The following is a 24,869-nucleotide window of genomic DNA, read 5'->3' on the forward strand; positions in this document are numbered from 1 at the left end:
AGAGAGTGAATAAGTCACAATTGATCGACAAAATTGCTGCGGACGCTGATATTTCTAAAGCAGCAGCGGGACGTGTTTTAGATGCATTCATGGGTTCTGTTTCTGACGCGCTGAAAGGCGGCGATGAAGTGGCGCTGGTTGGTTTCGGAACCTTCTCTGTGCGCGAGCGTGCTGCACGTACCGGTCGCAACCCGCAAACGGGTAAAGAAATCACCATTCCAGCAGGTAAAGTACCGGGTTTCCGTGCGGGTAAAGCATTGAAAGACGCGGTCAATTAATGTTAACGAATCCATTCATTGAAGCATTTTCTTCAGTGGATTAGAGGACGGTTAACGCGTTCTCATGTAATATACGGGCACATCTTTGAGATGTGCTTTTTTATTTTGTAGCGCAGAAAAAGGTCGTGAGACGCATCTCAGCAGGATTAATGCTGCCAGCTAAACTTGCAGCTTCGTAATGTGCCAGCAAAACGGTGCATTATGGCCGAGCTTTATATTCACACTATAGCGGAGTGCTGTCATACCATGATGGACAATTTACGCGCGGCGTCGAACCATGTCGTGCTCAAGATTATTTTGGGATTGATCATTTTTTCCTTTGTGCTGACGGGGGTTGGCAACTACCTGATTGGCGGCAACAATGATTATGCGGCCAAAGTTAATGGTCAGGAGATCAGTCGGGGACAGCTGGAGCAGGCGTTCAATAATGAGCGTAATCGTCAACAGCAAATGTTGGGCGATCAGTTTTCTCAGTTGGCAAGCAACGATGGATATATGCAGCAGATACGTCAACAGGCGCTGTCTCAGCTGGTCGATCAGGCGTTGCTTGAAGCATATATCAAAGATCTTCATATCGACATCAGTGATGACCAGGTTAAACAAGCCATCTTTAATCAGAAGGCTTTCCAGACCAATGGCAAATTCGATAACGGCAAATATAACGGTTTGATTTCCAGCATGGGTTATACCGCCGATCAATATGCGGAAGCGTTGCGCAAACAGTTATCGAATCAGCAGCTGATCAATGCAGTAGCGAATACCGACTTTATGCTGAAAGGCGAAACCAGCAAGCTGGTAGATCTGGTCTCACAGAAGCGTGCTATCCGCCAGGCGACAATCGATGTAAATGCCCTTGCCGCTAAGCAGGCCGCTACTGATGAGGAAATAAGTCAGTATTACCAGCAAAATAAAAGCAATTTTATGGCGCCTGAGCAGTTCCGTGTCAGCTATATCAAACTTGATGCAGCCAGTATGCAGCAAGCCGCCAGCGAGGCAGAAATCCAGAGCTGGTATGATCAACACAAAGCTGATTATTCTCAGCCGCAGCGTAATCGCTATAGCGTGATTCAGACCAAAACTGAAGCTGATGCGAATGCGCTTTTAGCGCAGCTGAAAGGCGGCGCTGACTTCGCCGAACTGGCGAAAAGCAAATCTATCGATCCCATTTCAGCCCGCAAAGGCGGCGATATGGGTTGGCTGGAACCCGTAACCACACCTGATGAGCTAAAAAATGCCGCGCTGACGCAAAAAGGCCAGCTATCCGGCGTAATCAAATCATCGGTTGGCTTCCTGATCGTACGTCTTGATGACGTGCAGCCAGAGCAGGTTAAATCGCTGGCTGACGTACGCGATAGCGTGGCAGACAAAGTGAAGCAGGAAAAAGGCGTTGATGCCTTCTATAAACTGCAGCAGAAAGTCAGTGAAGCAGCCAGCAATGACAATGAATCGCTGGCAGGTGCTGAACAAGCGTCAGGTATAAAAGCCACTGAAACGGGCTGGTTCAGCCATGACGATCTACCGAAAGAACTTAACTTCGATGCGGTAAAACAGGCCATCTTTAACGGCGGTCTGGTTGGTCAAAACGGTGCGCCGGGCAATAACTCTGACATTATCAGTGTTGAGGGCGATCGCGCGTTTGTGCTGCGTATCAGCGAGCATAAACCAGAAGCGGTGAAGCCATTAGAACAGGTTAAAGCGCAAATCACCGATACGCTGAAGCACGATAAAGCGCAACAGCAGGCGAAAGCGCAGGCGAATAAATTACTGGCAGACCTGAAAGCCGGTAAGCAGGATGCGTTATCTGTCGCTGGCTTAACGCTGAGCGGCGTGACAACGGTGGACCGTAACGCGCAAGATCCCGTTGCGCAGGCAGCTTTCAATCTGCCACAGCCTGCCGATAACAAACCCTCCTGGGGCGTTAGCGAAGATATGCAAGGCAATGTAGTACTGGTGGCTGTCGATAAAGTCAGCGCCGGCAGTATGCCTCAGCCACAGATTACCGAAATGGTTAAAGGCGTGACGCAAAATAATGCTCAGTTAGCCTTCGAAGCGCTGCTGCAAAACTTGCGTAAAGAGGCAAAAATTAAATACGGTGCCGCGGCACAAATGCAGTAAGCCTCGCAAAAAATCAGTAATCGCTGAAATAAACAAAGGCCGCTTTCGCGGCCTTTTCCATTTTTAAACTTCGCCTTTTGAGCCTGTCTTTTCGCCGTGACATTCTGAGCCTGCTGTTAAACACAAGGAGAAACACAGCATGGCAAAACCTACTTTATATGCACTTTGTCTTTCACTGGCGCTTGGCGGTGCCCTGTTTCAAACTGCACTGCAGGCCGCAGAAACCACAAGCGAAGATCAGGCAGCTCAGGTTTCAGTGCCGCAGCAGGAAAAAATCAGTATCAATGACGCTACGGCAGAACAGCTGTCAGCCGGGATGAATGGTATCGGTTTGAAAAAAGCGCAGTCGATTGTGAATTATCGCGAACAATATGGCGCCTTTACGGCGATTGAGCAGCTAAAAGAAGTGCCCGGTATCGGCAATGCCTTAGTAGAAAGAAATGCTTCGCGTCTGAAATTGTGAGGTGATACACATCTTGACGATATAGCCAGCCGCAGCGGTTGGACTTTGCTAGAGTGAGCAGGTCCAACCAGTTATTCGCTGTGACAGGAGCAGAAAATGCGAACCGCTATTAAAGTACGTGGCTATCATCTGGATGTCTATCAACATGTTAACAATGCGCGCTATCTGGAGTTCCTGGAAGAGGCGCGCTGGCAATGGCTGGAGGAAGTCAACGCTTTCAACTGGCTGGTAACGCAGAAGCTGGCTTTTGTCGTGGTCAATATTAATATCAATTATCGTCGCCCGGCCGTGCTGGGTGACGTATTAGAAATTGAAAGTGAGTTAACGCAGTTGAACGGTAAAAGCGGTATTCTCGCGCAGCGTGTACTGTTAGCCGGACATGAAACAGTGATTGCAGACGCGGCGCTGACCTTTGTATGCGTTGATTTGCATAGTCAGAAAGCGGTGCCGCTTAATGGCGAATTGCGTCAACGCTTACACGATTTAATGGAACGATGATAAGACGGCAAAACCGAAATCTCGCCGCTTGTCATCTGTTCGAAATAAATCAGTTCAAACCGGTTTTACTTTTCATGGATGCCATAACACCGGCCTGATCATTGAGATAAGCGTTGAGACCATTAGCGCGTAAATGACAGGCCGCACAGTCGCCACAGCCATCACCTTTAATGCCGTTATAGCAGGTCAGGGTTTGTTTACGCACCAGTGACAGCTGTTGCCAGTAATCAGCCAGCGCCCAGGTTTCGGCTTTGTTGAGCCACATTAAAGGCGTCTCAAAACGGATATTGCGCGCCATACCTAAATTCACAGCATGATTGAGCGCTTTAACGAATTCGTCGCGGCAATCGGGGTAGCCTGAAAAATCGGTTTCGCAAACCCCCGTAATAACCGCTTCAGCCTCTACCTGGTAGGCATAAACTGACGCCAGGGTCAGAAACAAAATATTGCGTCCGGGAACAAAGGTGCTGGGTAAGCCACTGGCATGGGGATCATAGCTGGGAACCGGAATATTATCGCGCGTCAGGCTGCTAACCGCGAGTTCGTTTAGCATGGTGACATCCAGCACTTTATGCGCACAAGCCCCTAACTGCAGCGAAAGTTGATGCGCAACTTCGATCTCTTCGCGGTGGCGCTGACCATAATCGAAGGTCACACAATGTACTTCATCATATTGCTGAAGCGCCTGAATTAAGCAGGTGGTGGAATCTTGTCCACCACTGAAAACGACGACAGCGCGTTTCATGGTGTTTTCCTGTTAAGCAATTTGTGCGTATGGTAATGCTTCCGTTCGCTGCTGAACAGCTGTGTGAAGCGTTAATCGACGGCGGAAACCAGGCGCGGCTGAAATCGAACCAGCCCAGGGAAGTAAGCCGGAGCTTCTCAATATCCGGTGGCGCAAAAATTTGCTAGCGAGAGCTACATCGCAGCAACTATAAGCCACAGGTCATCAGCTGTTGCTTACGTTGCTATAAAAGCGCGAGCGGGCTTATTGCCACAGAAAAAGTCGGCAGGGTACTGATGAGTCGCCGATGTATGCTTTGCCTTGTTGAGGCCGCCAGCATGGTTATCATTGCGGATCAATTTACTGTTATGGCGCAAGGATAAACGAAGATTGTGAAAAGACGATGAGCCATGATTAAAACTGCGCCAGCGATCTGTTGATTACGCGCCAGGCTCTGTTTCAGTCTTCGCGCGGATGGACGCTTACCTCTTGCTGTTAACATCTGTCTGATCCAGGCGAATCGAATGTGTTTCAGCAAGACGTTAACGATCCATATTCGTCTCTTTTATGACCTCGTGAGCCCAGTAAGCGCACCCTGTGCGCATTCAGCAAAGTTAGTTTAAGGCACGCACGGAAAAAAGGGTTGGCTATATTGCCGCTAAAATGGCGTTAATAGAGAAACCCTTTCTCCGGAATTCACCAATGCCAGATAAAACTGACCTTAAAATGCTGGCGCTGCTGCAGCAGGATTGTACATTATCGCTGCAGGAGCTGGCAGATGCGGTAAACCTCACCACAACGCCATGCTGGAAACGCCTGAAAAAGCTTGAAGCTGATGGCATTATTCGCGCACGCGTCGCGTTGCTTGATGGCGAGAAGCTCGGCTTATCCTTAACTGCTTTTATGTTTGTTAAAACCCAGCAGCATAGCAGCGACTGGTATCAGACTTTTGTCTCGGTAGTGCAAAGCATGCCCGAGGTGATGGCCTTTTATCGTATGGCTGGAGAACACGATTACCTGTTACGCGTGCAGGTTGCAGATATGAAAAGTTATGACAACTTTTATAAGCGCTTAGTTAACGGCGTGCCGGGCTTGATTGACGTCACCTCCAGCTTTGCCATGGAAGAGATTAAATACACCACGGCTTTACCTGTCGCCCCGTAAGGGCAAAAGATTGAGAACAGCGTTGTGCGATTATTCAGCCAGTTAAGTTGGTATTTTATCCGTGAATGGCGACGCTATCTCGGTGCCGTCACCTTATTGATCATCATTGCTGTCCTGCAACTGTTGCCACCGCGTGTGGTAGGCATCATCGTAGATGGCGTAACGCGCAGCAGTATGAGTGCCGGTCAAATTATCATGTGGATTGGCATTATGTTACTCACGGCGGTTGTGGTGTATCTGTTGCGCTACGTCTGGCGGGTGCTGTTATTTGGCGCCTCCTATCAGCTTGCTGTTGAGTTGCGAGAGGATTTTTATCGCCAGCTAAGCCGTCAGCACCCGGCCTTTTACCTGCGTCATCGTACCGGGGATTTAATCGCGCGTGCCACAAATGACGTTGATCGCGTAGTCTTTGCCGCGGGTGAAGGCGTCTTAACCCTGGTAGACTCACTGGTGATGGGCTGCGTGGTATTACTGGTGATGAGCACGCAAATCAGTTGGCAACTCACTTTGCTCTCTTTGGTGCCAATGCCCATTATGGCGCTGGTGATCCATCGTTACGGTAATCAGCTTCATCAACGTTTCAAACGGGCACAGGCCGCTTTTTCCAGCCTCAATGATCAGACGCAGGAAAGCCTGACCAGCATCCGCATGATCAAATCTTTTGGCCTCGAAGAACATCAGTCGCAGCAATTTTCCGACATCGCACGTGATACGGGAGAAAAAAATCTGCGCGTGGCGCGCGTTGATGCGCGTTTCGATCCCACCATTTACATTGCCATTAGCTTTTCTAATTTGTTGGCCGTCGGCGGTGGAAGCTGGCTGGTTTGGCATGATCAGATGACCCTGGGCCAGCTTACCAGCTTTGTCATGTATCTTGGCCTGATGATTTGGCCGATGCTGGCGCTGGCCTGGATGTTTAATATTGTTGAACGCGGTAGCGCAGCGTGGAGCCGTATTCGCACCTTACTGGCGGAAGCGCCTGCGGTAGAGGACGGTCAAAAAACCCTGCCTTCAGAGCCGGGCATTCTTCAGGCCGCCATTCGCGAGTTTCGCTATCCAGCCAGTTCTGGCCCGGTGTTAAGCCATCTGAATTTTCAGCTAAAGCCGGGCGAAATGTTGGGGTTGTGTGGGCCAACGGGCAGCGGAAAAAGCACGCTGCTCAGCCTTATTCAGCGCCACTTTGATATTCAGCAAGGCGATATTCGCTATCACGACACACTGTTATCTCAGCTACGCATTGATAGCTGGCGCAGTCGTCTGGCGGTGGTGAGTCAAACGCCGTTCCTGTTCTCGGATAGCGTGGCGCATAATATTGCCCTAGGCAAACCCAGTGCCACTCAGGCAGAGCTTGAGCGCGTGGCAAAAATGGCCTGCGTTCATGATGATATTTTGCGTCTGCCGCAAGGCTATGAAACCGAAGTCGGTGAGCGTGGCGTGATGTTATCGGGCGGGCAGAAACAGCGTATTTCCATTGCCCATGCGTTATTGCTTAACGCGGAGATGCTTATCCTTGACGATGCGCTGTCGGCGGTTGACGGGCGAACGGAACATGAAATTCTGCATAACCTGCGGATCTGGGGCCAGGGCCGCACCTTGATTATCAGCGCTCATCGCTTGTCCGCTTTAACCGAAGCCAGCGAAATTTTAGTGTTACAACACGGTGCGGTCACACAACGCGGCGACCACGATGCATTGGCCACAGAGCCTGGCTGGTATCGCGATATGTATCGTTATCAGCAGCTGGAAGCCGCGTTGGATGAGGATGAGCATGAAAAAGGAGTGCCACATGACTAAGTCGCGGCACTTGTGGCCAACCTTAAAACGCTTGTTGAGTTACGGCAAACCCTGGCGCAGATCGCTGTCGTTAGCGGTGGCGATGTTGTGGATCGCCGCGGCCGCCGAAGTCACAGGCCCGGTTCTGGTCAGCTACTTTATCGATAATTTGGTGACGAAACATCAGATGCCGTGGGCGCTGGTGGCCGGTCTGGTGGTGAGTTTTGTTCTGTTACAACTGCTGGCTGCGGCGCTGCATTATGGGCAGGCGCTGCTATTTAACCGTGCCGCGATTGGCGTAGTGCAGCGGCTTCGCAGCGACGTGATGAATGCAGCGCTGCGCCAGCCACTGAGCGCTTTCGATACTCAGCCGGTTGGCCAGATCATCTCGCGTGTCACTAACGATACCGAAGTGATCCGTGATCTTTACGTTACCGTCGTTGCAACAGTACTGCGCAGCGCGGCATTAGTTGGCGCGATGATGGTAGCGATGTTTAGCCTCGACTGGCGCATGGCACTGGTGGCAATGCTGATATTTCCAATGGTGCTGGTGGTCATGCTGATCTATCAGCGCTACAGCACGCCAATTGCACGACGCGTGCGCAGCTATCTCGCCGAAATCAATAATGGTTTCAACGAAGTGATCAGCGGCATGAGCGTAATTCAGCAATTCCGCCAGCAGGCGCGTTTTGGTGGACGTATGGGGGAGGCGAGCCGCTCGCACTATCTGGCGCGCATGGAAACGCTGCGGTTAGATGGTTTTCTGTTGCGACCCTTGTTAAGCCTGTTTTCAGCGCTGGTGCTGTGCGGCCTGCTGCTGCTGTTTAGCTTTTCGGTGCCGGGCGCCTTTGAAGTTGGCGTGCTTTACGCTTTTATCACTTATCTGGGGCGTCTGAATGAGCCGTTGATTGAGCTCACCACGCAGCAATCAATGCTGCAACAGGCGGTGGTTTCCGGCGAGCGTATCTTTGAGCTGATGGACGCTGCGCAGCAGCAATACGGGGAGGATAATCGTCCGCTGGCTTCAGGCCGCATCACGCTGAACCATTTGAGTTTTGCCTACCGTGAAGATCGTGATGTGCTGAGTGAAATCAATCTGGATGTGCCTTCCCGTGGATTTGTCGCGCTGGTGGGGCATACCGGCAGCGGCAAAAGTACGCTGGCAAACTTATTGATGGGATATTATCCAGTAACGCGCGGTGAAATTCGCCTTGATGAACGTCCGATAAGTCAGTTAACCCATGCGGTATTGCGACGTGGTATCGCCATGGTACAGCAGGACCCGGTGGTACTGGCCGACACGCTGTTAGCGAATGTGCGCTTAGGGCGCGCTATTAGCGAAGAGGCTGTCTGGCAGGTACTGGAGCAGGTCCAGCTCGCACCTTTAGCCCGCAGTATGTCGGCAGGCATCCATACCCGGCTGGGCGAGCAGGGCAATAATCTTTCTGTCGGGCAAAAACAGTTACTGGCACTGGCACGCGTGTTGGTCGAGCTGCCAAAAATTTTGATCCTCGACGAAGCCACTGCAAATATTGATTCCGGCACTGAACAGGCGATCCAGCAAACACTGCGCGCCTTACGCCAGCACAGCACGCTGGTGGTTATCGCGCATCGTCTCTCAACTATTATTGAGGCCGATACCATTTTAGTCCTGCATCGTGGACAAGTAGTGGAGCAGGGCAATCACCAACAGCTGCTTGCGCAGCAAGGCCGCTACTGGCAAATGTATCAACTTCAGCAAGCGGGAGATGAACTTGCTTCGGGCATAACCTTAACAACAGAAGGGTAAATTGCACCTTTTTAGCCCGTCTTTATCGGAATATTCTGTATAAATGCACTTCTTTGAGGTCTGAAGCACCAAAGAGGTGCGACAGTCACCCATTCTCAATCCGCTTCATCTATCCTCCGTCTTATCCATCCCAAAACGAAGCAAGTTGTAGCGCGCTTGCCTTACTGATTCATCGCTTTTTTTATTTATGGCACGCGCTTTGCTTATATCACTGCGTGTCCGAAAGACTCATTCATTTAATAGCTGGAGGGGATCCTATGAAGCTGGTTACCGTCGTGATTAAACCATTCAAGCTGGAGGATGTACGTGAAGCTTTATCCTCTATTGGTATTCAGGGACTTACCGTCTCCGAAGTTAAAGGTTTTGGGCGTCAAAAAGGGCACGCCGAGCTTTATCGTGGCGCTGAATACAGCGTGAATTTTCTGCCAAAAGTGAAAATTGATGTCGCTATCGCTGACGATCAGCTTGATGAAGTCGTGGATGTAGTCAGCAAGGCGGCGTACACCGGTAAAATTGGCGACGGTAAAATTTTCGTCGCTGAACTGCAGCGCGTAATCCGTATTCGTACCGGCGAAACCGACGAAGCAGCGCTGTAAACCAGATTCAGTAATGTGATGGGATGGAAAAAATGAATAAAATTTTAACGAAGTTGGGCCTGACCAGCCTGGCACTGTTACCATCGCTCGCGATGGCTGCACCTGCCGTTGCGGACAAGGCTGATAATGCATTTATGATGATTTGCACCGCGCTGGTGCTGTTTATGTCGATTCCAGGAATAGCATTGTTTTACGGCGGTTTGATTCGTGCCAAAAACGTGCTGTCAATGTTAACGCAGGTTGCAGTGACTTTCTCTCTGGTTTGTGTGCTGTGGATGGTTTACGGCTACTCGCTCGCCTTCAGCGAAGGTAACGCTTTCTTTGGTGGCTTTGAGTGGGCGATGCTGAAAAATATCCAGCTGACTGCGGTAATGGGCAGCTTCTATCAATACATTCACGTTGCGTTTCAGGCCTCTTTCGCCTGTATCACCGTCGGCCTGATTGTTGGTGCGATAGCGGAACGTATTCGTTTCTCAGCGGTACTGATTTTTGTGGTGGTATGGTTGACGCTGGCTTATCTGCCCATCGCTCACATGGTATGGGGAGGCGGCTATCTGGCACAGGACGGCGCGCTGGACTTTGCTGGTGGCACCGTGGTGCATATCAACGCGGCCATTGCTGGCCTGGTGGGTGCTTATCTGGTGGGTAAGCGTGCCGGTTTCGGTAAAGAAGCGTTTAAACCCCATAACCTGCCAATGGTTTTCACCGGTACTGCCATTCTGTATGTCGGCTGGTTTGGCTTCAATGCCGGTTCTGCTTCAGCCGCTAACGAAATCGCTGCGCTGGCATTCCTGAATACGGTAATGGCTACCGCGGGTGTGGTATTGTCATGGACTTTCGGTGAATGGGCGCTGCGTGGCAAACCTTCCCTGCTGGGAGCATGTTCTGGCTTCATTGGTGGTCTGGTTGCAATCACCCCGGCTTGTGGTTATGTGGGTGTCGGCGGGGCATTGATCATTGGTCTGGTCGGGGGCCTGGCTGGCCTGTGGGGCGTAACGACGTTGAAAAAATGGCTGCGCGTTGATGATCCCTGTGATGTGTTCGGTGTGCATGGCGTGTGTGGTATCGTAGGTTGTATTCTGACCGGTGTGTTTGCCTCTTCTTCACTGGGCGGTGTGGGCTATGCAGAAGGTGTAACCATGGGCCATCAGGTTTGGGTACAAATCTTCAGCGTTGGCGTCACCATCGTCTGGTCAGGTGTGGCAGCATTTATCGGCTTTAAACTGGCTGACATGATTGTCGGGCTGCGTGTACCGGAAGAGCAGGAACGCGAAGGTCTGGACGTGAACAGCCACGGCGAAAACGCTTACAATCAATAATACATCCGCTCAAAAAGAGCTGTGCGCGAAAACATAAAAGGGGGGCGAGGAATCGCCCTCCTTTTTTACTCGCTGCGCTGACGCATTACTCCTTCCTGCACCGTTGATGCCACCAACACTCCCTGCTGATTATAAAATTCCCCACGAACAAACCCGCGCGCGCCAGACGCCGAGGTGCTGACCACGCTGTAAAGCAGCCATTCGCTAAAATCAAACGGGCGATGGAACCACATCGAATGATCGATGGTAGCAACCTGCATATCGGATTCTAAAAAACCTTTGCCATGCGGTTGAAGCGCAACAGGTAAGAAATTCAGATCGGATGCGTAGCCCAAAACATATTGATGCAGCCGTAAATCGTCCGGCAAAGCGCCATTCGCGCGGATCCAGACCTGACGCACCGGTTCATCTACGTGTCCCTTTAACGGGTTGTGTATTTGTATCGGTCGAATCTCCAGCGGACGCTCAGCAATAAATTTTTCGCGTACCTTTTCTGGCAACATATGCGCCATTTTTTGCGCCATAAACTGCTCGGACAATAAATTATCCGGGCCGGGAACGGCTGGCATTTGATTCTGATGCTCAAAACCACTTTCAGGCGCCTGAAACGAGGCGGTCATATAAAAAATAGGCTGCCCGTTTTGTATCGCACTGACGCGGCGGGCACTAAAACTTTTGCCGTCACGTAAAGTTTCAACATCGTAAATGATAGCTTTTTTGCTATCGCCAGGACGTAGAAAATAGCTGTGGAATGAATGGATTATGCGGTCTTCCGGCACCATTTGTTTCGCAGCGTACAGCGCCTGGCCTACCACCTGACCGCCGAATACCTGGCGCAGACCCAGATCTTCGCTCTGACCACGGAATAAACCTTCTTCGAGTTTTTCCAGATTCAATAAATTCAGCAGATTTTGCAGTGCCTGGCTCATCGCGTATTCCTCAAAATAATGTCTGGTTCAGTTTGAAAGATCCGACCAGTTGTCGTCAATCAGTCTTTAACGCTGGTGCCAGCCAGGCAGGTTTTCGAGATTTGTGCCAGTATTAGGAACATACAGCGAATGAAGCGCTGTATCGCAGATTCGCTGCTGATAATCATTTTGATCAAATGGAGACGACATCAATGAAACTCTGGCAAGTGTTCAGTGGATTAGCATTGGCGGTGGCTGTCGGGGGGTGTGCCGACAAAGGCAGGCCGGTTCCGACGCCAACTTTAGGTGCCGCAGTAGCAGGGCAGCAAGCGGCCATTACCCAGCCAAACGTTAGCGGTTCGGTGTATATTCGTCAACGCGTTGCGTTGCCACCGGATGCGGTTTTAACCGTCACGCTGTCGGATGCTTCCGTAGCGGGCGGACCCTCGAAAGTGCTGTCGCAGCGCGTTGTGCGTACCGAAGGTAAACAGGCCCCGTTCCAGTTTGTGCTGCCGTTTAACCCCGCCGATGTTCAACCTAACGCACGAATCCTGCTAAGCGCAGCGATTGCTGTTGACGGTAAGCTGGCCTTTATCACTGATAACGTGAAGCCGGTTATCAACCAGGGCGGCACCAAGGCTGAGCTGTTGCTGGTTCCGGTTCCACAAAGGGCGATACCAACGCAGCCGGGAGCGGCAACAACCGTGCCCTCTACCTCCCCAACGCAGGTTACGCCATCATCTTCAGTACCTGCACCAACTAATATGTAATGATTTCGGGGCGACGGGTTCGCCCCTTTTCATCGCTTAACCTTTCCAGCGATACTTCTCCAGCTCAATATGCCCGTCATCGCTGACTTCAATGCCTTCAGCTTCCAGCGCATCACGTTGACGAAATAAATCCTCTCCCTGCAAAGAAATTGAACCATGGCGGTTTACCACCCGATGCCAGGGAAGCGTGCTGCCCGCAGGTAAACGTTTTAATACTCCACCAACCTGACGCGCCGCGCGCGGAGAGCCTGCCAGTTGCGCGATTTCACCATAGGTGGTGACTTTACCGCGGGGTATGGCAGCGACGATTTGCCAGATACGTTGTTGAAAGCTGTCAGGTTGATCCATCGGCTGATCCTGTCTCAGTAAATGGCTGCAACTTTAGCATGGCCGGGGCGGGTAGAAAGCGCGGAAAGGTCTGTTGTTCAAGAAAACAACGGTCATCCGGCCTTTACTTGCAATTGCCGGAGCCTTCCCCGATAATGCCTGCGCTCTTGTGATGAGGGCTTGTCAATGGAGGCCCTGTTGGTTCTCCCGCAATGCTAGCTTGTGAACTCGGTCAGGTCCGGAAGGAAGCAGCCGCAGCAGGTGACGCGTGTGCCGGGATGTAGCTGGCAGGGCCTCCACCATTTCTGCTTCCTCAAACAATCCCTTCAGAAACGACAGACAGGCGAAGCTCGCCTGAGATCAATCCCTTGTATGCAGGCGAGATTTTTTAGCTGATTAAAGGCATTACCGCGAAAAGACGTAGTGTATTGACGGACTAACGGACGAATTTCCATACCGAACCGGGAACTTTGTCATAAAGCTTATTCATCGTCAGCTCAGCTAAACGATGATCAGCCGCAGAATAGAAAACCGCTAATTCGTTGTCAGATAATTCATACTTGTTTTTTTCAATAACCCTTTCAAGGGTATCGATTGAGCGACAACGACGCAGTCGCATCAAATAATCCGTTTTGGTTAAGGCTTTGTTCATAAATAAACCGTTCTCACATAAGTACTATAACGAATGGCTTGGTTGCTGGAGAAAAGCGCACTCTTCAGTAAACAGATTAAATAAGCGTTTAGCTGAACGTTGCCATCGTTGAAGGTCTTGCGGATTGACACCGTAATTACTAAATAGCATAAAGGTATCATCAAGATATTCATCGATTTGCGAAATCAGTGCTTCATCTTCAACATGCTTAATTTTGTAATTCATCGTGAAAGAAGCGATGTGCTCAATCAGATCATTAAGTTGCAAGTTGCTTTCAGAAGTCGGGTCATTAACCCAGCCGTGATGGCTATCAGTTAATACCGCCATACTCTCGTCAAACAGGTTCTCACACAGGTATTTAAGCTGGGCAATATCATGCCGTTTCGGTGAGTATTCGTCCATCTTTTTCCCCTCCGTAGCTAGCACAGGTACCGCGATGCGGCGAGATAAGGTAAAGCGGCCAGGAAGCGATAATTAGAGCTATTAATAAACGGAGTGCTTTAAATATAGAGTAAAACCATTAGTTACGCTCACCTCCATTACTAAATATTACAATTCATCGCCTGGAGAAGGGCGTGTATTATCGATGACGTCAAACGCAAGCGCACCAGGCACAACGCGAAACGTTATCTGTTCTTTTTGCGTTACTGTCTCGTTTAGATCCAGGCAGGGGTTAAATACATTCCACTCAAAATGGTAAAGCATTTTAAATCTATTAGGCCCACCATTCTCAACAGAAATAATTTTAAAACTTTCAGGAACTATCCGGGCATTTTGTGAATACCACTGTAAATCGCCCGCTAACGGTTCTGCTATTTTGAGAATATTCCGCTGAATAATTGATTCTAATTTTGCGCAGTCATTTTCACCCGGCGCAATATCACATTCAAGATGTAGCATATCAGATGTTTGTAATAATAATTGATAATCCTATCATTAGTGTTCTGCAAGGAGTTTGCAAGTAACTTACGATTGCTTTGACCTGTCATTGGGATTCGCAATGCGTTAACTTGTTGATTATCCTAATTTTATCATTATGTCTCCCGCCTTTTTATTGCTGCAACGTTATTTTTTGAAACATTTTACTCCCTCTCGCTGCTCATAAAAACAGGTATGATTAGTGTTATGTTATAACATTATAAGGTGCAGTGATGAATCACAGCGGACTACTACTGTCGCTAAGCGGCAGATTATGTGTCGCCCTGACACTGAGTGTATTGCTGGGGTTAGCGGTGTGGTGGGGAATGCAAAAATGATCAAATTCAGCGATCTCTGTGTCGGCTATCAGGGTCAGACGGTAACGCCTGTCATCAATGGCCAGTTAGCTTCAGGCAGTATGACAGCGCTGGTGGGCGCTAATGGCAGCGGGAAGTCGACGTTATTAAAGACTATCGCTGGCTTATTGCCTCCCATCGCCGGGCATTGCGATCTTTTTTTACCACGCAAAGAACTGGGTTGGTTACCACAACGTACTGAGCTGGAAACGCGATTTCCGCTGACTGTTTTTGAGCTGGTTTCGATAGGTTGCTGGCCGCGCTGCGGCTGGTTCGGCGGCATCACTCGCGCTTTGCGGAAAGAAATCTGGCAGGCGCTTGAAGCGGTGCACATGACAGAGCATGCCGATGCGCAACCTGCCACATTATCAGGCGGCCAGCTACAGCGCGTATTGTTTGCTCGCCTGATGTTACAGCGCAGCCGCCTTTGGCTGCTGGATGAGCCATTTAATGGGATCGACAGCCAAACCGTCACGCTATTAATGTCGATCCTGCAACAACAGCAGCATGCGGGAACGACTCTGCTGGTAGTGTTACACGATCGTCCTCTGGTTGCCCGTTATTTTAACGATGTACTGTCAATGGACGATGCATCTCATCGCCAGACGCAAATAGCTCCCACCCCGCTGCGGAGAGTCGCGTCGTGATAGTGATACACCCTTTCATAGAGTTTGGCTTTATGCGACGCGCGCTGGTGGCCTGTATCGCCTTAGCCGTTAGCGCCACGCCGCTTGGCGTATTTCTCTCTCTACGTCGCATGAGCCTGATTGGCGATGCGTTATCACATGCGGTGCTGCCGGGCGCCGCCATTGGTTATCTCATTTCAGGACTTTCGCTGGTGGCGATGGGGATTGGCGGATTGATCGCGGGTTTAGCCGTTGCGCTGTTATCCGGTGCCGTCAGCCGCTATACGCCGTTAAAAGAGGATGCCAGTTTTGCCGGTTTCTATCTCGGCTCGCTGGCATTGGGTGTGACGTTAGTATCGTTGCGCGGTTCAAGCGTAGATCTTTTACATGTGCTGTTTGGATCACTATTGGCGGTGGATAACCCGGCGCTGCTGCTGGTGACTGGTATTGCTGCTTTTACCTTGCTGATGCTGGCGCTTATTTACCGGCCTTTAGTCATTGACGCATTTGATCCGGACTTTTTGCGCGCCCAGGGCAAATGGAGTGCGCCGCTGGTGCATGGACTTTTTCTGATGCTGGTGGTGCTGAACCTGGTGGCGGGCTTCCAGGTGTTAGGCACCTTGATGTCAGTCGGGTTGATGATGTTACCCGCCGCAAGCGCACGCTTCTGGAGTCGCCATCTTGCCGCCATGCTCGGCATAGCCATGTTGCTGGCGGGAACGTCGTCATTTATCGGTTTAATCCTTTCCTGGCATTTCTCATTACCAGCCGGACCTGCGGTGGTACTGAGTGCTGCTGTTCTGTTCTTTCTCTCAATTTTGACAGGGCCGTGCGGCGGTCTTTTACGCCGCCATTAAATTAAGGAGTTTTTATGAAAAAGTTACCGGTTAGTCTGGCGCTTGGTGCGATGTTGGTTAGTCCCTTAACCATGGCGAAAACCGTGGAAGCGGTAGCCAGCTTTACTGTACTGGCGGACATGGTTAAACAAGTCGGTGGTGATCATGTGCACGTAAAAAGTCTGGTCGGGCCGAATGGTGATCCGCATACTTTCGAGCCCACGCCGCAGGACAGCCAGGCGCTGGCGAAAGCCGACGTGGTATTTGTTAGCGGCCTGGGGCTGGAAGGGTGGATGAATCGTCTGGTCACGGCATCAGGATACAAAAATCAACCCGTTATTGCTTCCACAGGGGTGACCACGCGCACCCTGGAAGAGGACGGTAAAAATATCACTGACCCACATGCCTGGAACAACCTGCAAAATGGCGTGATCTACGCGACTAATATCATGAATGCATTAATTAAAGCCGATCCCGAGGATGCGACCGATATTCGTCTGCGTGGCGAAAATTATATTCAACAGCTCAAAAATCTGGATAGCTGGGCAAAAACCGCTTTCGAAGCTGTTCCACCCGCTAAACGTAAAGTATTAACCAGCCACGATGCGTTTGGCTATTTCGGTCAGCGTTATAAGGTGAATTTTCTGGCGCCCGTTGGCTTCTCTACTGAAGCTGAGGCCAGTGCCAGCGACGTTGGGGGGTTGATCAAACAGCTGAAGCAGCAACATATCAACCGTTACTTTATTGAGAACCAAACCGATCCGCGTTTAGTGAAGCAGATTGCCAGCGCAACCGGTGCGCAACCGGGCGGCGAGCTTTATCCTGAAGCACTGTCTGACGCATCGGAGCCGGCAGCAACCTATGTAACCGCGTTCAAACACAACGTCAACGCCATGTTAGGCAGCATGCGTTAAGCATAAAAAAAGCCGGGAATTTTCCCGGCCAATATCATCACGACACGTCCTGACTTTTTATTTCCTTCCCTGTACCGCTTTAAAGCGCGGATTCGATTTACAGATCACATAAACGCGCCCGTGGCGACGGACGATTTTGCAATCTTTATGGCGATTTTTAGCTGAACGCAACGAGCTCAATACTTGCATGTTTCCCTCTCTATTTACGGCCCAGAAAGCGGCCAAAACGTTGATTAAAGCGTGCGGTACTGCCTTCTTTGGTGAAATCTTTTTGTTTACCGGTGTAATGCACATGGGAGGCTGATGAAACGTCAAGCGGGACATAGGGCAGCGTTTCTCCTTCAAATTCCACGGTGCGATCGGTTTTGATAGTTGAACCGATTTTGAACCAGGCGTTGGCAGAAGTGTCGTGGAACACAACCTGCCGATAATGCGGATGGAGATGGGGTTTCATATTCCCACCTTAATGTAATGTTATAATATTACAATAGTATGCACCTCCTTCCTGATGAATGCAACCGTAAGGAAGGCCGGAAATAAAGGGGAAGGGATTCGGAACAAGGCAGAAATGAAGACAGACAGGCAATAAAAAAGGCCGCTTGCGCGGCCTTTCAGGCATCACACTTTAGTGTGACTGGTCGTGTTCAACCGGATGGCCTTTTTCCAGCTCCGTTTTGTTCTTACTGAAGCGGCGACGTACCACGACAAAAAACACCGGAACAAAGAAAATAGCCAGCGCTGTTGCGGTCACCATACCGCCCATCACGCCTGTACCCACGGCGTTTTGCGCGCCGGAACCCGCACCGGAACTAATTGCCAGTGGCAACACGCCAAGAATAAAGGCAAGCGATGTCATCAGAATAGGACGCAGACGCATACGTGATGCTTCCAGCGTTGCCTCTATCAAACCTTTGCCTTCTTTCTCCATCAAATCTTTCGCAAATTCAACGATTAGAATGGCGTTCTTCGCTGAGAGGCCAACGGTAGTCAGTAATCCCACCACGAAGTAAACATCATTGCTCAGTCCACGTAGCGTGGTAAAGATCAATGCGCCAATTACCCCGAGCGGAACAACCAGCATGACTGAGAACGGAATGGACCAGCTTTCATACAGTGCAGCGAGACACAAGAACACCACAATCAGCGAGATGGCGTACAGCGCTGGCGCCTGGTTACCTGACAGACGTTCCTGATAAGACATGCCGGTCCAGTCGTAGCCAATACCGGTTGGCAGCTTCGAGGCCAGTTGTTCCATCAGATTCATCGCGTCACCGGAGCTTTTGCCTGCTGCGGGTTGGCCCAGAATCTCCATAGAAGGTAAGCCGTTGTAGCGTTCAAGGCGCGGAGAACCATATTGCCATTTCGCCGACGAGAAGGCAGAGAAGGGCACCATAGTTCCGCTGCTGTTGCGCACGTACCATTTCCCAATATCATCCGGCAACATACGCGAATCTGCTTTGCCCATGACATACACTTTTTTCACACGTCCACGGTCGATAAAATCGTTAACGTAGGATCCGCCCCAGGAGGCGCCCAGCGTAGTATTGATGTCACTTAGCGACACGCCCAGCGCCTGCGCTTTCTCCTGATCGATGATCAGTTTGTACTGTGGCGTATCTTCCAGACCGTTCGGGCGCACGCCCGCCAGCGAGTCTGAATGTTGCGCCACCATACCCAGCAGCTGATTACGCGCTTCGGTCAGTTTGGCATGGCCCAGGTTGCCCTGATCGATCAGTTCGAAGTCGAAGCCGGTGGCATTACCCAGTTCGATAATCGCTGGCAGGTTAAACGGGATAACCATCGCATCTCTGATCTTGCCCAACGCTTTCATAGCACGACCGGCAATTGCCGGCACCTTCATATCGCTACCCGCACGCTCATCCCACGGTTTAAGGCTGACAAATGCAATACCGGTATTCTGGCCGCGACCGGCAAAACCGAAGCCGTTTACGGTAAATACTGAGTTAACATTGTCTTTTTCCTTGGTGAGGAAGTAATCCGTTACCTGATCCAACACTTTCTGAGTACGTTCTTGCGTTGCGCCGGCGGGCAGCTGTGCCTGAGCCAGCAGTAAGCCTTGATCTTCTTCCGGCAGGAAGGAGGAGGGTAATCGCAGGAACAGGTAAGCCATGCCGACCACAATCACCAGATAAATCACTAAATAGCGACCGGTGCTGCGGACAATATGGCCCACGCTGTCAACGTAGTGGTTTGTACTCTTGTCAAACAGGCGGTTAAACCAGCCGAAGAAACCGGTGGTTTTACCGTGGTCGCCTTTTGCAATTGGCTTCAGCATGGTGGCACAAAGCGCAGGCGTCAGAATCAACGCCACTAATACTGACAGCGCCATTGCAGAAACGATGGTGATGGAGAACTGACGATAAATAACCCCAGTCGAGCCGCCAAAGAACGCCATCGGCACAAACACCGCTGATAACACCAGCGCGATACCGACCAGCGCACCCTGAATTTGCTCCATCGAGCGTTTGGTCGCTTCTTTGGGCGGTAACCCCTCTTCCGCCATGACGCGCTCAACGTTCTCAACCACCACGATGGCGTCATCCACCAGTAAGCCGATGGCGAGCACCATCCCGAACATCGTCAGGGTATTTATCGAATAGCCAAAGGCGCTGATAATGGCAAAGGTGCCTAACAGCACGACCGGCACGGCGATTGTCGGAATCAGCGTGGCGCGGAAGTTTTGCAGGAACAGGTACATTACCAGGAACACCAACACGATCGCTTCCAGCAGGGTTTTCACCACTTCGAAGATAGAGATCTTAACGAACGGGGTCGTGTCGTAGGGATAAACCACTTTCATCCCGGCAGGGAAGAAGGGCTGCAGCTTAGCCAGTTCAGCTTTTACCGCGTCTGCGGTATCCAGCGCATTGGCACCCGTGGCCAGTTTGATACCGATACCGGATGCTGGCTTGCCGTTGTAACGCGCAATGATCTCATAGTTCTCACCGCCGAGTTCAATTTTCGCCACGTCACGCAAACGTACCTGTGAGCCATCCGAATTCACTTTTAGCAGAATGTTGCCGAACTCTTCAGTAGACGTCAGACGCGTTTGTGCAATAATCGATGCGTTGAGTTGCTGACCTGGCGCAGGAGGGGTACCACCCAACTGGCCTGCCGCAACCTGAGCATTCTGCGTATCCAGGGCGCTAATGACATCCACCGGCGTGAGCTGATAGTTATTCAGCTTATGCGGGTCCATCCAGATTCGCATCGCATATTGCGCACCAAATACCTGCGTATCACCTACACCTGGCGTACGGCTGATCGGATCTTTGATGTTTGACGCAACATAGTCAGAAATATCATTCTGCGTCATGCTGCCATCTTCACTGATGAAACCTGCCACCATCAGGAAGCTGCTAGAGGATTTTTTAACCTGAATCCCCTGTTGCTGCACTTCCTGCGGTAGCAGAGGCATTGCCAGTTGCAGTTTGTTTTGCACCTGTACCTGGGCAATATCTGCGTCGGTTCCCGATTCGAAAGAGATGGTCAGCGTCAGCGTGCCGGATGAATCACTGCTCGAGGACATATACATCAGCCCATCGATGCCATTCATGTTTTGCTCGATGACCTGCGTCACGGAATCCTGCAACGTTTTTGCATCCGCTCCCGGATAGGTGGCCTGGATTTCAACTGACGGCGGCGCAACGTTGGGGTATTGCTCAATCGGTAGATTGATAATCGATAGCACGCCACCCATCATAATAATGATGGCGAGGACCCACGCAAAGATGGGACGATCGATAAAGAACTTAGCCATGTATCAACGGCTCCTGTTATGACGATGATTTTTCAGACTGGGCCTGCGATTGGGACTCTGGCGCGGACTTAGCATCGTCTGAGACTTCTTGTGGCGTAACCTTCGCACCCGGTTTAGCACGCTGTAAACCGGTGCTAATGACACGCTCACCCGCTTTCACACCCTCGGTCACCAGCCATTTGTCGCCGATAGCCTGCGCTGCATTTATGTTGCGGGATTCTACTTTGTTGTCCGCACCAACAACCATCACCGTCGCCTGACCGGTTGGCGTCCGGGCAACAGCCTGCTGCGGCACCAGCAGCGCGTCTGGGTTGGTTCCTTCATCCAGACGTGCACGTACAAACATGCCAGGCAGCAGAGCGTGGTCGGGGTTCGGGAAAATAGCGCGCAGAGTGATAGAACCGGTGGTTTCATCAACGGTTACATCGGAGAATTCCAGCGTACCAGGCTGAGCATAACTTTTGCCGTTCTGCATCAGCAGAGTGACATTGGCTTTACCATCATTCTGTTTCAGCTTGCCAGACTCCAGCTCCTGGCGCAGACGTAAAAAATCGTCGCTGGATTGAGTCACGTCCACATACATTGGATCAAGCTGCTGCACGGTGGCCAGTGCAGTTGTTTGCGCGTCTTGCACCAGCGCGCCTTCTGTGACAGAAGATTTACCCACCCGTCCGCTAATTGGCGAAGTGACTTTAGTGTAGGCAAGATTGATGCGAGCCGTTTCGACATTTGCTTTTGCGGCTTGTACTGCAGCATCGTTTTGCGCGGCGGTAGCAACGGCGGTGTCATAGTCCTGCTGACTGATGTACTTAGTACCCAGCAGCGGCTTATAACGTTTGACCGTGAGCTGAGCAATGCGCGCATTAGCTTCAGCCTGCGCGAGGTCGCCTTTAGCACTGTCGTAGGCCGCCTGATAAGTGGCCGGATCGATCTGGTAAAGAGATTGTCCTGCTTTTACATCACTGCCTTCGACAAAGTTACGTTTCAGAATGATACCGGAAACTTGAGGACGCACTTCGGCCACGCGATACGCGGAAGTCCTGCCGGGTAATTCGGTGGAAATCTTTAAAGGCGCGTTTTTTAGCGTGACAACGCCGACTTCTGGCGGCTGTTGCTGGGCGGCTTGTTGGGATTTATTATCATCACATCCTGTTAACATAAAGCTGCCTGAAAGCATCAGGACGGCCGCCAGAGGCGATAATCCTCTGATTTTATTCATAAATAAACCTCTAGAGTCCGATAACAAATGATCAATGGCTCACAAACCGAAGAACCCATTGCTGCGTCAAATCGCGGGTCGTGCTATGGTACATACATTCACAAATGTATGTAAACTTTCCCGTTTGTAAAAAAAGTACCCTATGGCACGAAAAACCAAAGCGCAAGCACTTGAAACCCGACATCAAATTCTTGATGCCGCCATCATCCTGTTCTCACAACAGGGCGTTTCAGCCACTTCACTGGCAGATATTGCTGCTGCGGCCAGCGTTACGCGGGGCGCTATCTACTGGCATTTCAAAAATAAAGCTGACGTTTTGCATGAAATCTGGCTACGTTGCGACGCCGGGCTAGATAACGTGGAACTTGAGTATCAAACAAAATATCCCGGCGATCCACTTTCAGTGTTACGTGCCATGCTAGTCTATATCTTTGAAGCAACAGCAAACGATCCGCAACGTCGCGCTTTAATGGAAATCATTTTCCATAAATGTGAATTTGTGGGTGAAATGGCGACGCTGAAAAACATTCAGCAAAATTTACTGCTTGAATGTTACGACAGAATTGAAGATGTCCTGCGCCAGTGTATTGAAGCAGCACAGTTGTCGCCGCGCCTCAATACGCGCCAGGCGGCGCTCATCATGCGCGGTTATGTCAATGGCATGATGGAAAGCTGGCTATTTACGCCTGAAAGTTTCGATTTAGCTGGCGATGCGCCGGAATTAGTCAACGCTTTTATTGATATGTTACGGTTGAGTCCGACCTTAACCGCTCATGATTAGTCCGTGTGGCTGGCGTCGCGTTTCTTTTCATAATCTCGCTGTACCATTGCTAACGCCGAAAGCACCGTTTCCACAGGCAGCTGATGTTCTTCCAGCAGCTGAATCAAATCCACCGCCAGCTTGACATCGTCAGGGGCATTTTCTAAAGCCATAACCACTCCTTTTAAGACGTTTTTACGTCACGGCACTTTCATTAGCACAAACGCATCATTATTTACAGACAGCAGCGCCCGCTGTTGCGCTTATTCCCTTTCATTGCTGGCGCGCAGCGATAACCCCCATTCTACGGAACGAATTGCCTGTCGACAGCGCATCATACGACCTTCAAGGATCTCCAGATCCTGCTTTAACTGCTGCTGTACCGCCAGCGTTTCAGCCAGCGCCAGCCGCTGTTCACGCTGATCAAGCATTGCCTGTAAGCGCCGCTCGTATTCGCGATATTCCTGCAGCTTCGCTTCCCGCGGATTGCTGTGCGGCTGTTCACGCGGGAGCCGTAACTGTTGCGTACTGGCTTCCCGTTGCAGGGCTGCGATTTGGTCAACAAGATGTTCAGCCAGCCAGGTGATGCGCGACAAATCGTTTGCGTGGGCGCATAATCGTTGAAAATTTTGCTCAATTTCCTGCAGATAATCCGTTAGTCGTGTGCCTTTACAACGAAACAGCTGACTATCGAAGCGGGGCTGGCGGCAGCGTCCATCAGGGTGACCGGCAATCTCCTGATGCAAACCAAGAATGCGCTGCTGCAGTCGTAACTGAATGGAACTGAGGCTCATAACGCGTCTGTCATTTGTGCTAACGTGTGCGGAAAAGAAAATTTCTGGGCGATATTCATGCAACGCATTGTGTTATTAATCCTCGGCTGGCTGGCAATTGTGCTGGGCACGTTAGGTATTGTATTACCTTTATTACCTACCACGCCATTTATGCTGTTGGCAGCCTGGTGCTTTGCCCGTTCCTCTCCGCGTTTTCATGAATGGCTGCTGTGGCGCTCGCCGTTTGGTCGCTATCTTCGTCACTGGCAGCAGCATCGCGCTATGCCGCCCAGGACGAAAGGACGTGCTATCGCATTGATTATTCTTACCTTTACTATTTCGATTGCGTTGGTCAAGATCCTTTGGGTTCGCAGCATGCTGCTGGCAATGTTAGCTTTGCTGGTGGCATTTATGTGGCGCATCCCGGTCGTCGCTGAAACGCCAGAGCCGCGCCAGCCGCCGCGATAAAGTTGCATTTATGCGATCATTTGCTTAGATTTGGGCCTCTTCGTGCGTGGCTTTCCCTTGTGAATACTCTCCCGCTGAGCCTTTTATCAGAGACTGGCGCTATGAGAGCTGCGCAAAACAGAATTTTTTACCAGGCGTATCATTATGACCGACACTGCGCAGCAGCTTGAATACATTAAAAACAGCATCAAAAGTATTTCTGATTATCCAAAGCCAGGCATTCTGTTTCGTGACGTAACCAGTCTGCTGGAAGATCCAAAAGCCTATGCCACGGCCATTGCGCTGCTGGTGGAGCGTTATCGCGATAAAGGCATCACCAAAGTGGTGGGCACCGAAGCGCGTGGTTTTCTGTTTGGTGCGCCGGTAGCGTTAGGCCTGGGCGTAGGATTCGTTCCGGTGCGAAAACCCGGTAAGCTGCCGCGCGAAACCTTCAGCGAAACTTATGAGCTGGAATATGGCACCGATCAGCTGGAGCTGCATAAAGATGCTATCCAGCCGGGCGACGTGGTGCTGGTGGTGGATGATCTGCTGGCAACCGGCGGCACCATTGAAGCGACGGTAAAACTGATCCGTCGCGCAGGTGGTGAAGTTAAACATGCCGCTTTTATTATCAACCTGTTTGATTTGACGGGTGAAACACGTCTGAAAGCGCTCGGTCTTGAGTGCTATAGCCTGGTCAATTTTCCAGGCCACTAAGCTATTTTGCGCGCCTTATCGTAAGGTAGGGCTTTCTTGCGGGTCATCGAGATAACCAGTGATAGGCAGATACATTTCTCGCTGTTAGACTACTGCAACGCTATACAGGAGTTGCAAAACATCTGCGCTCACCTTTCCATCTAAAT

28 protein-coding genes and 1 other RNA gene are annotated in these 24,869 nt (G+C 50.8%); 17 read left to right on the forward strand and 12 right to left on the reverse strand.

What is annotated here, in order from left to right; genetic code table 11:
* Positions 1 to 5: 5 nt before the first annotated feature.
* From hupB to QRY16_RS07095, 4 genes are all read left to right on the forward strand, one after another.
* Positions 6 to 278, forward strand: coding sequence for a nucleoid-associated protein HU-beta (gene hupB / locus QRY16_RS07080; RefSeq protein ID WP_014606441.1), 273 nt, complete (start codon positions 6 to 8; stop codon positions 276 to 278).
* Between the two features lie 246 nt (positions 279 to 524).
* Positions 525 to 2,393, forward strand: coding sequence for a peptidylprolyl isomerase (ppiD, locus tag QRY16_RS07085; protein ID WP_289776110.1), 1,869 nt, complete (start codon positions 525 to 527; stop codon positions 2,391 to 2,393).
* Between the two features lie 139 nt (positions 2,394 to 2,532).
* Entirely contained in the window at positions 2,533 to 2,856 is a 324-nt protein-coding gene (locus QRY16_RS07090) for a ComEA family DNA-binding protein (protein ID WP_193403583.1), read from the forward strand.
* A gap of 96 nt (positions 2,857 to 2,952) precedes the next feature.
* Positions 2,953 to 3,354 (forward strand): acyl-CoA thioesterase, encoded by a 402-nt coding sequence (locus QRY16_RS07095; protein ID WP_289776111.1) that lies wholly within the window; start codon positions 2,953 to 2,955, stop codon positions 3,352 to 3,354.
* A gap of 49 nt (positions 3,355 to 3,403) precedes the next feature.
* Here the strand turns inward: QRY16_RS07095 and queC are convergent, their stop codons facing one another.
* Positions 3,404 to 4,099, reverse strand: coding sequence for a 7-cyano-7-deazaguanine synthase QueC (queC, locus tag QRY16_RS07100; protein WP_289776112.1), 696 nt, complete (start codon positions 4,097 to 4,099; stop codon positions 3,404 to 3,406).
* Positions 4,100 to 4,780: 681 nt separating this feature from the next.
* On the opposite strand from queC, the gene QRY16_RS07105 reads away from it, so the two are divergent.
* The 5 genes from QRY16_RS07105 to amtB all read left to right on the forward strand — a co-directional run bounded on the left by QRY16_RS07105 (position 4,781) and on the right by amtB (position 10,719).
* Entirely contained in the window at positions 4,781 to 5,242 is a 462-nt protein-coding gene (locus QRY16_RS07105) for an Lrp/AsnC family transcriptional regulator (RefSeq protein WP_193403580.1), read from the forward strand.
* Between the two features lie 24 nt (positions 5,243 to 5,266).
* A complete protein-coding gene (locus QRY16_RS07110; RefSeq protein ID WP_289776113.1) occupies positions 5,267 to 7,036 on the forward strand; it encodes a SmdA family multidrug ABC transporter permease/ATP-binding protein in 1,770 nt (589 codons plus the stop codon).
* The gene (locus QRY16_RS07115; RefSeq protein ID WP_289776114.1) at positions 7,029 to 8,804 is read left to right on the forward strand and encodes a SmdB family multidrug efflux ABC transporter permease/ATP-binding protein; all 1,776 of its coding nucleotides are present in this window, start codon (positions 7,029 to 7,031) and stop codon (positions 8,802 to 8,804) included. Before QRY16_RS07110 ends, QRY16_RS07115 begins: the two co-directional genes overlap by 8 nt.
* A 257-nt stretch (positions 8,805 to 9,061) precedes the next feature.
* Complete coding sequence (gene glnK, locus QRY16_RS07120) at positions 9,062 to 9,400, forward strand: P-II family nitrogen regulator (RefSeq protein ID WP_193403577.1); 339 nt, start codon at positions 9,062 to 9,064, stop codon at positions 9,398 to 9,400.
* Positions 9,401 to 9,432: 32 nt separating this feature from the next.
* Positions 9,433 to 10,719, forward strand: a complete 1,287-nt coding sequence (gene amtB, locus QRY16_RS07125; protein WP_289776115.1) for an ammonium transporter AmtB — start codon at positions 9,433 to 9,435, stop codon at positions 10,717 to 10,719.
* 65 nt (positions 10,720 to 10,784) lie between these two features.
* Here amtB and tesB read toward each other — a convergent pair whose 3' ends face one another.
* Entirely contained in the window at positions 10,785 to 11,648 is an 864-nt protein-coding gene (gene tesB, locus QRY16_RS07130) for an acyl-CoA thioesterase II (protein WP_289776116.1), read from the reverse strand.
* Between the two features lie 191 nt (positions 11,649 to 11,839).
* Between tesB and QRY16_RS07135 the strand changes: the two genes are divergently transcribed.
* Entirely contained in the window at positions 11,840 to 12,397 is a 558-nt protein-coding gene (locus QRY16_RS07135) for a YbaY family lipoprotein (RefSeq protein ID WP_289776117.1), read from the forward strand.
* Between the two features lie 36 nt (positions 12,398 to 12,433).
* Here QRY16_RS07135 and QRY16_RS07140 read toward each other — a convergent pair whose 3' ends face one another.
* Positions 12,434 to 12,745, reverse strand: a complete 312-nt coding sequence (locus QRY16_RS07140) for an MGMT family protein (RefSeq protein WP_289776118.1) — start codon at positions 12,743 to 12,745, stop codon at positions 12,434 to 12,436.
* A 175-nt stretch (positions 12,746 to 12,920) separates the two neighbouring features.
* On the opposite strand from QRY16_RS07140, the gene ffs reads away from it, so the two are divergent.
* Positions 12,921 to 13,017: signal recognition particle sRNA small type (gene ffs, locus QRY16_RS07145), an RNA gene on the forward strand.
* Between the two features lie 143 nt (positions 13,018 to 13,160).
* On the opposite strand, the gene QRY16_RS07150 is transcribed toward ffs, so the two are convergent.
* From QRY16_RS07150 to QRY16_RS07160, 3 genes are all read right to left on the reverse strand, one after another.
* Positions 13,161 to 13,376 carry a hemolysin expression-modulating protein Hha gene (locus QRY16_RS07150; protein WP_193403572.1) on the reverse strand — a complete coding sequence of 72 codons (216 nt, stop codon included), beginning with the start codon at positions 13,374 to 13,376 and terminating at the stop codon, positions 13,161 to 13,163.
* A gap of 24 nt (positions 13,377 to 13,400) precedes the next feature.
* The gene (gene tomB / locus QRY16_RS07155) at positions 13,401 to 13,778 is read right to left on the reverse strand and encodes an Hha toxicity modulator TomB (protein ID WP_289776119.1); all 378 of its coding nucleotides are present in this window, start codon (positions 13,776 to 13,778) and stop codon (positions 13,401 to 13,403) included.
* Positions 13,779 to 13,925: 147 nt separating this feature from the next.
* Positions 13,926 to 14,276, reverse strand: a complete 351-nt coding sequence (locus QRY16_RS07160; RefSeq protein WP_289776120.1) for a hypothetical protein — start codon at positions 14,274 to 14,276, stop codon at positions 13,926 to 13,928.
* A 352-nt stretch (positions 14,277 to 14,628) separates the two neighbouring features.
* On the opposite strand from QRY16_RS07160, the gene QRY16_RS07165 reads away from it, so the two are divergent.
* Genes QRY16_RS07165 through QRY16_RS07175 form a run of 3 tightly spaced genes read left to right on the forward strand, consistent with a single transcriptional unit; the run spans position 14,629 to position 17,026 of the window.
* Positions 14,629 to 15,297, forward strand: coding sequence for a metal ABC transporter ATP-binding protein (locus tag QRY16_RS07165; RefSeq protein ID WP_289776121.1), 669 nt, complete (start codon positions 14,629 to 14,631; stop codon positions 15,295 to 15,297).
* Positions 15,294 to 16,133, forward strand: a complete 840-nt coding sequence (locus QRY16_RS07170; protein ID WP_289776122.1) for a metal ABC transporter permease — start codon at positions 15,294 to 15,296, stop codon at positions 16,131 to 16,133. Before QRY16_RS07165 ends, QRY16_RS07170 begins: the two co-directional genes overlap by 4 nt.
* Before the next feature lie 14 nt (positions 16,134 to 16,147).
* The gene (locus QRY16_RS07175; RefSeq protein ID WP_289776123.1) at positions 16,148 to 17,026 is read left to right on the forward strand and encodes a metal ABC transporter solute-binding protein, Zn/Mn family; all 879 of its coding nucleotides are present in this window, start codon (positions 16,148 to 16,150) and stop codon (positions 17,024 to 17,026) included.
* Between the two features lie 57 nt (positions 17,027 to 17,083).
* On the opposite strand, the gene ykgO is transcribed toward QRY16_RS07175, so the two are convergent.
* The 4 genes from ykgO to QRY16_RS07195 form a co-directional block, all read right to left on the reverse strand.
* On the reverse strand, positions 17,084 to 17,215 hold the full coding sequence (ykgO, locus tag QRY16_RS07180; protein WP_193403566.1) for a type B 50S ribosomal protein L36: 132 nt from the start codon (positions 17,213 to 17,215) through the stop codon (positions 17,084 to 17,086).
* Between the two features lie 10 nt (positions 17,216 to 17,225).
* The gene (locus tag QRY16_RS07185) at positions 17,226 to 17,480 is read right to left on the reverse strand and encodes a type B 50S ribosomal protein L31 (protein WP_289776124.1); all 255 of its coding nucleotides are present in this window, start codon (positions 17,478 to 17,480) and stop codon (positions 17,226 to 17,228) included.
* A 171-nt stretch (positions 17,481 to 17,651) separates the two neighbouring features.
* A complete protein-coding gene (locus tag QRY16_RS07190) occupies positions 17,652 to 20,807 on the reverse strand; it encodes an efflux RND transporter permease subunit (protein WP_289776125.1) in 3,156 nt (1,051 codons plus the stop codon).
* Positions 20,808 to 20,823: 16 nt separating this feature from the next.
* Positions 20,824 to 22,026, reverse strand: a complete 1,203-nt coding sequence (locus tag QRY16_RS07195) for an efflux RND transporter periplasmic adaptor subunit (RefSeq protein WP_289776126.1) — start codon at positions 22,024 to 22,026, stop codon at positions 20,824 to 20,826.
* Positions 22,027 to 22,168: 142 nt separating this feature from the next.
* On the opposite strand from QRY16_RS07195, the gene acrR reads away from it, so the two are divergent.
* The gene (gene acrR, locus QRY16_RS07200) at positions 22,169 to 22,807 is read left to right on the forward strand and encodes a multidrug efflux transporter transcriptional repressor AcrR (protein WP_193403562.1); all 639 of its coding nucleotides are present in this window, start codon (positions 22,169 to 22,171) and stop codon (positions 22,805 to 22,807) included.
* On the opposite strand, the gene rsmS is transcribed toward acrR, so the two are convergent.
* Together rsmS and priC are read right to left on the reverse strand one after the other, a co-directional pair.
* Complete coding sequence (gene rsmS, locus QRY16_RS07205) at positions 22,804 to 22,959, reverse strand: pleiotropic regulatory protein RsmS (RefSeq protein WP_193403561.1); 156 nt, start codon at positions 22,957 to 22,959, stop codon at positions 22,804 to 22,806. The genes acrR and rsmS overlap by 4 nt on opposite strands.
* 90 nt (positions 22,960 to 23,049) lie before the next feature.
* The gene (gene priC, locus QRY16_RS07210; protein ID WP_193403560.1) at positions 23,050 to 23,580 is read right to left on the reverse strand and encodes a primosomal replication protein PriC; all 531 of its coding nucleotides are present in this window, start codon (positions 23,578 to 23,580) and stop codon (positions 23,050 to 23,052) included.
* A gap of 57 nt (positions 23,581 to 23,637) precedes the next feature.
* Between priC and QRY16_RS07215 the strand changes: the two genes are divergently transcribed.
* Together QRY16_RS07215 and apt are read left to right on the forward strand one after the other, a co-directional pair.
* On the forward strand, positions 23,638 to 24,027 hold the full coding sequence (locus QRY16_RS07215) for a DUF454 family protein (protein ID WP_289776127.1): 390 nt from the start codon (positions 23,638 to 23,640) through the stop codon (positions 24,025 to 24,027).
* Between the two features lie 144 nt (positions 24,028 to 24,171).
* Entirely contained in the window at positions 24,172 to 24,723 is a 552-nt protein-coding gene (gene apt / locus QRY16_RS07220; RefSeq protein WP_289776128.1) for an adenine phosphoribosyltransferase, read from the forward strand.
* The last annotated feature ends 146 nt before the right edge of the window (positions 24,724 to 24,869 follow it).

Source organism: Mixta mediterraneensis, assembly GCF_030283135.1.
In the GTDB taxonomy this organism is placed as follows: Bacteria; Pseudomonadota; Gammaproteobacteria; order Enterobacterales; family Enterobacteriaceae; genus Pantoea; species Pantoea mediterraneensis.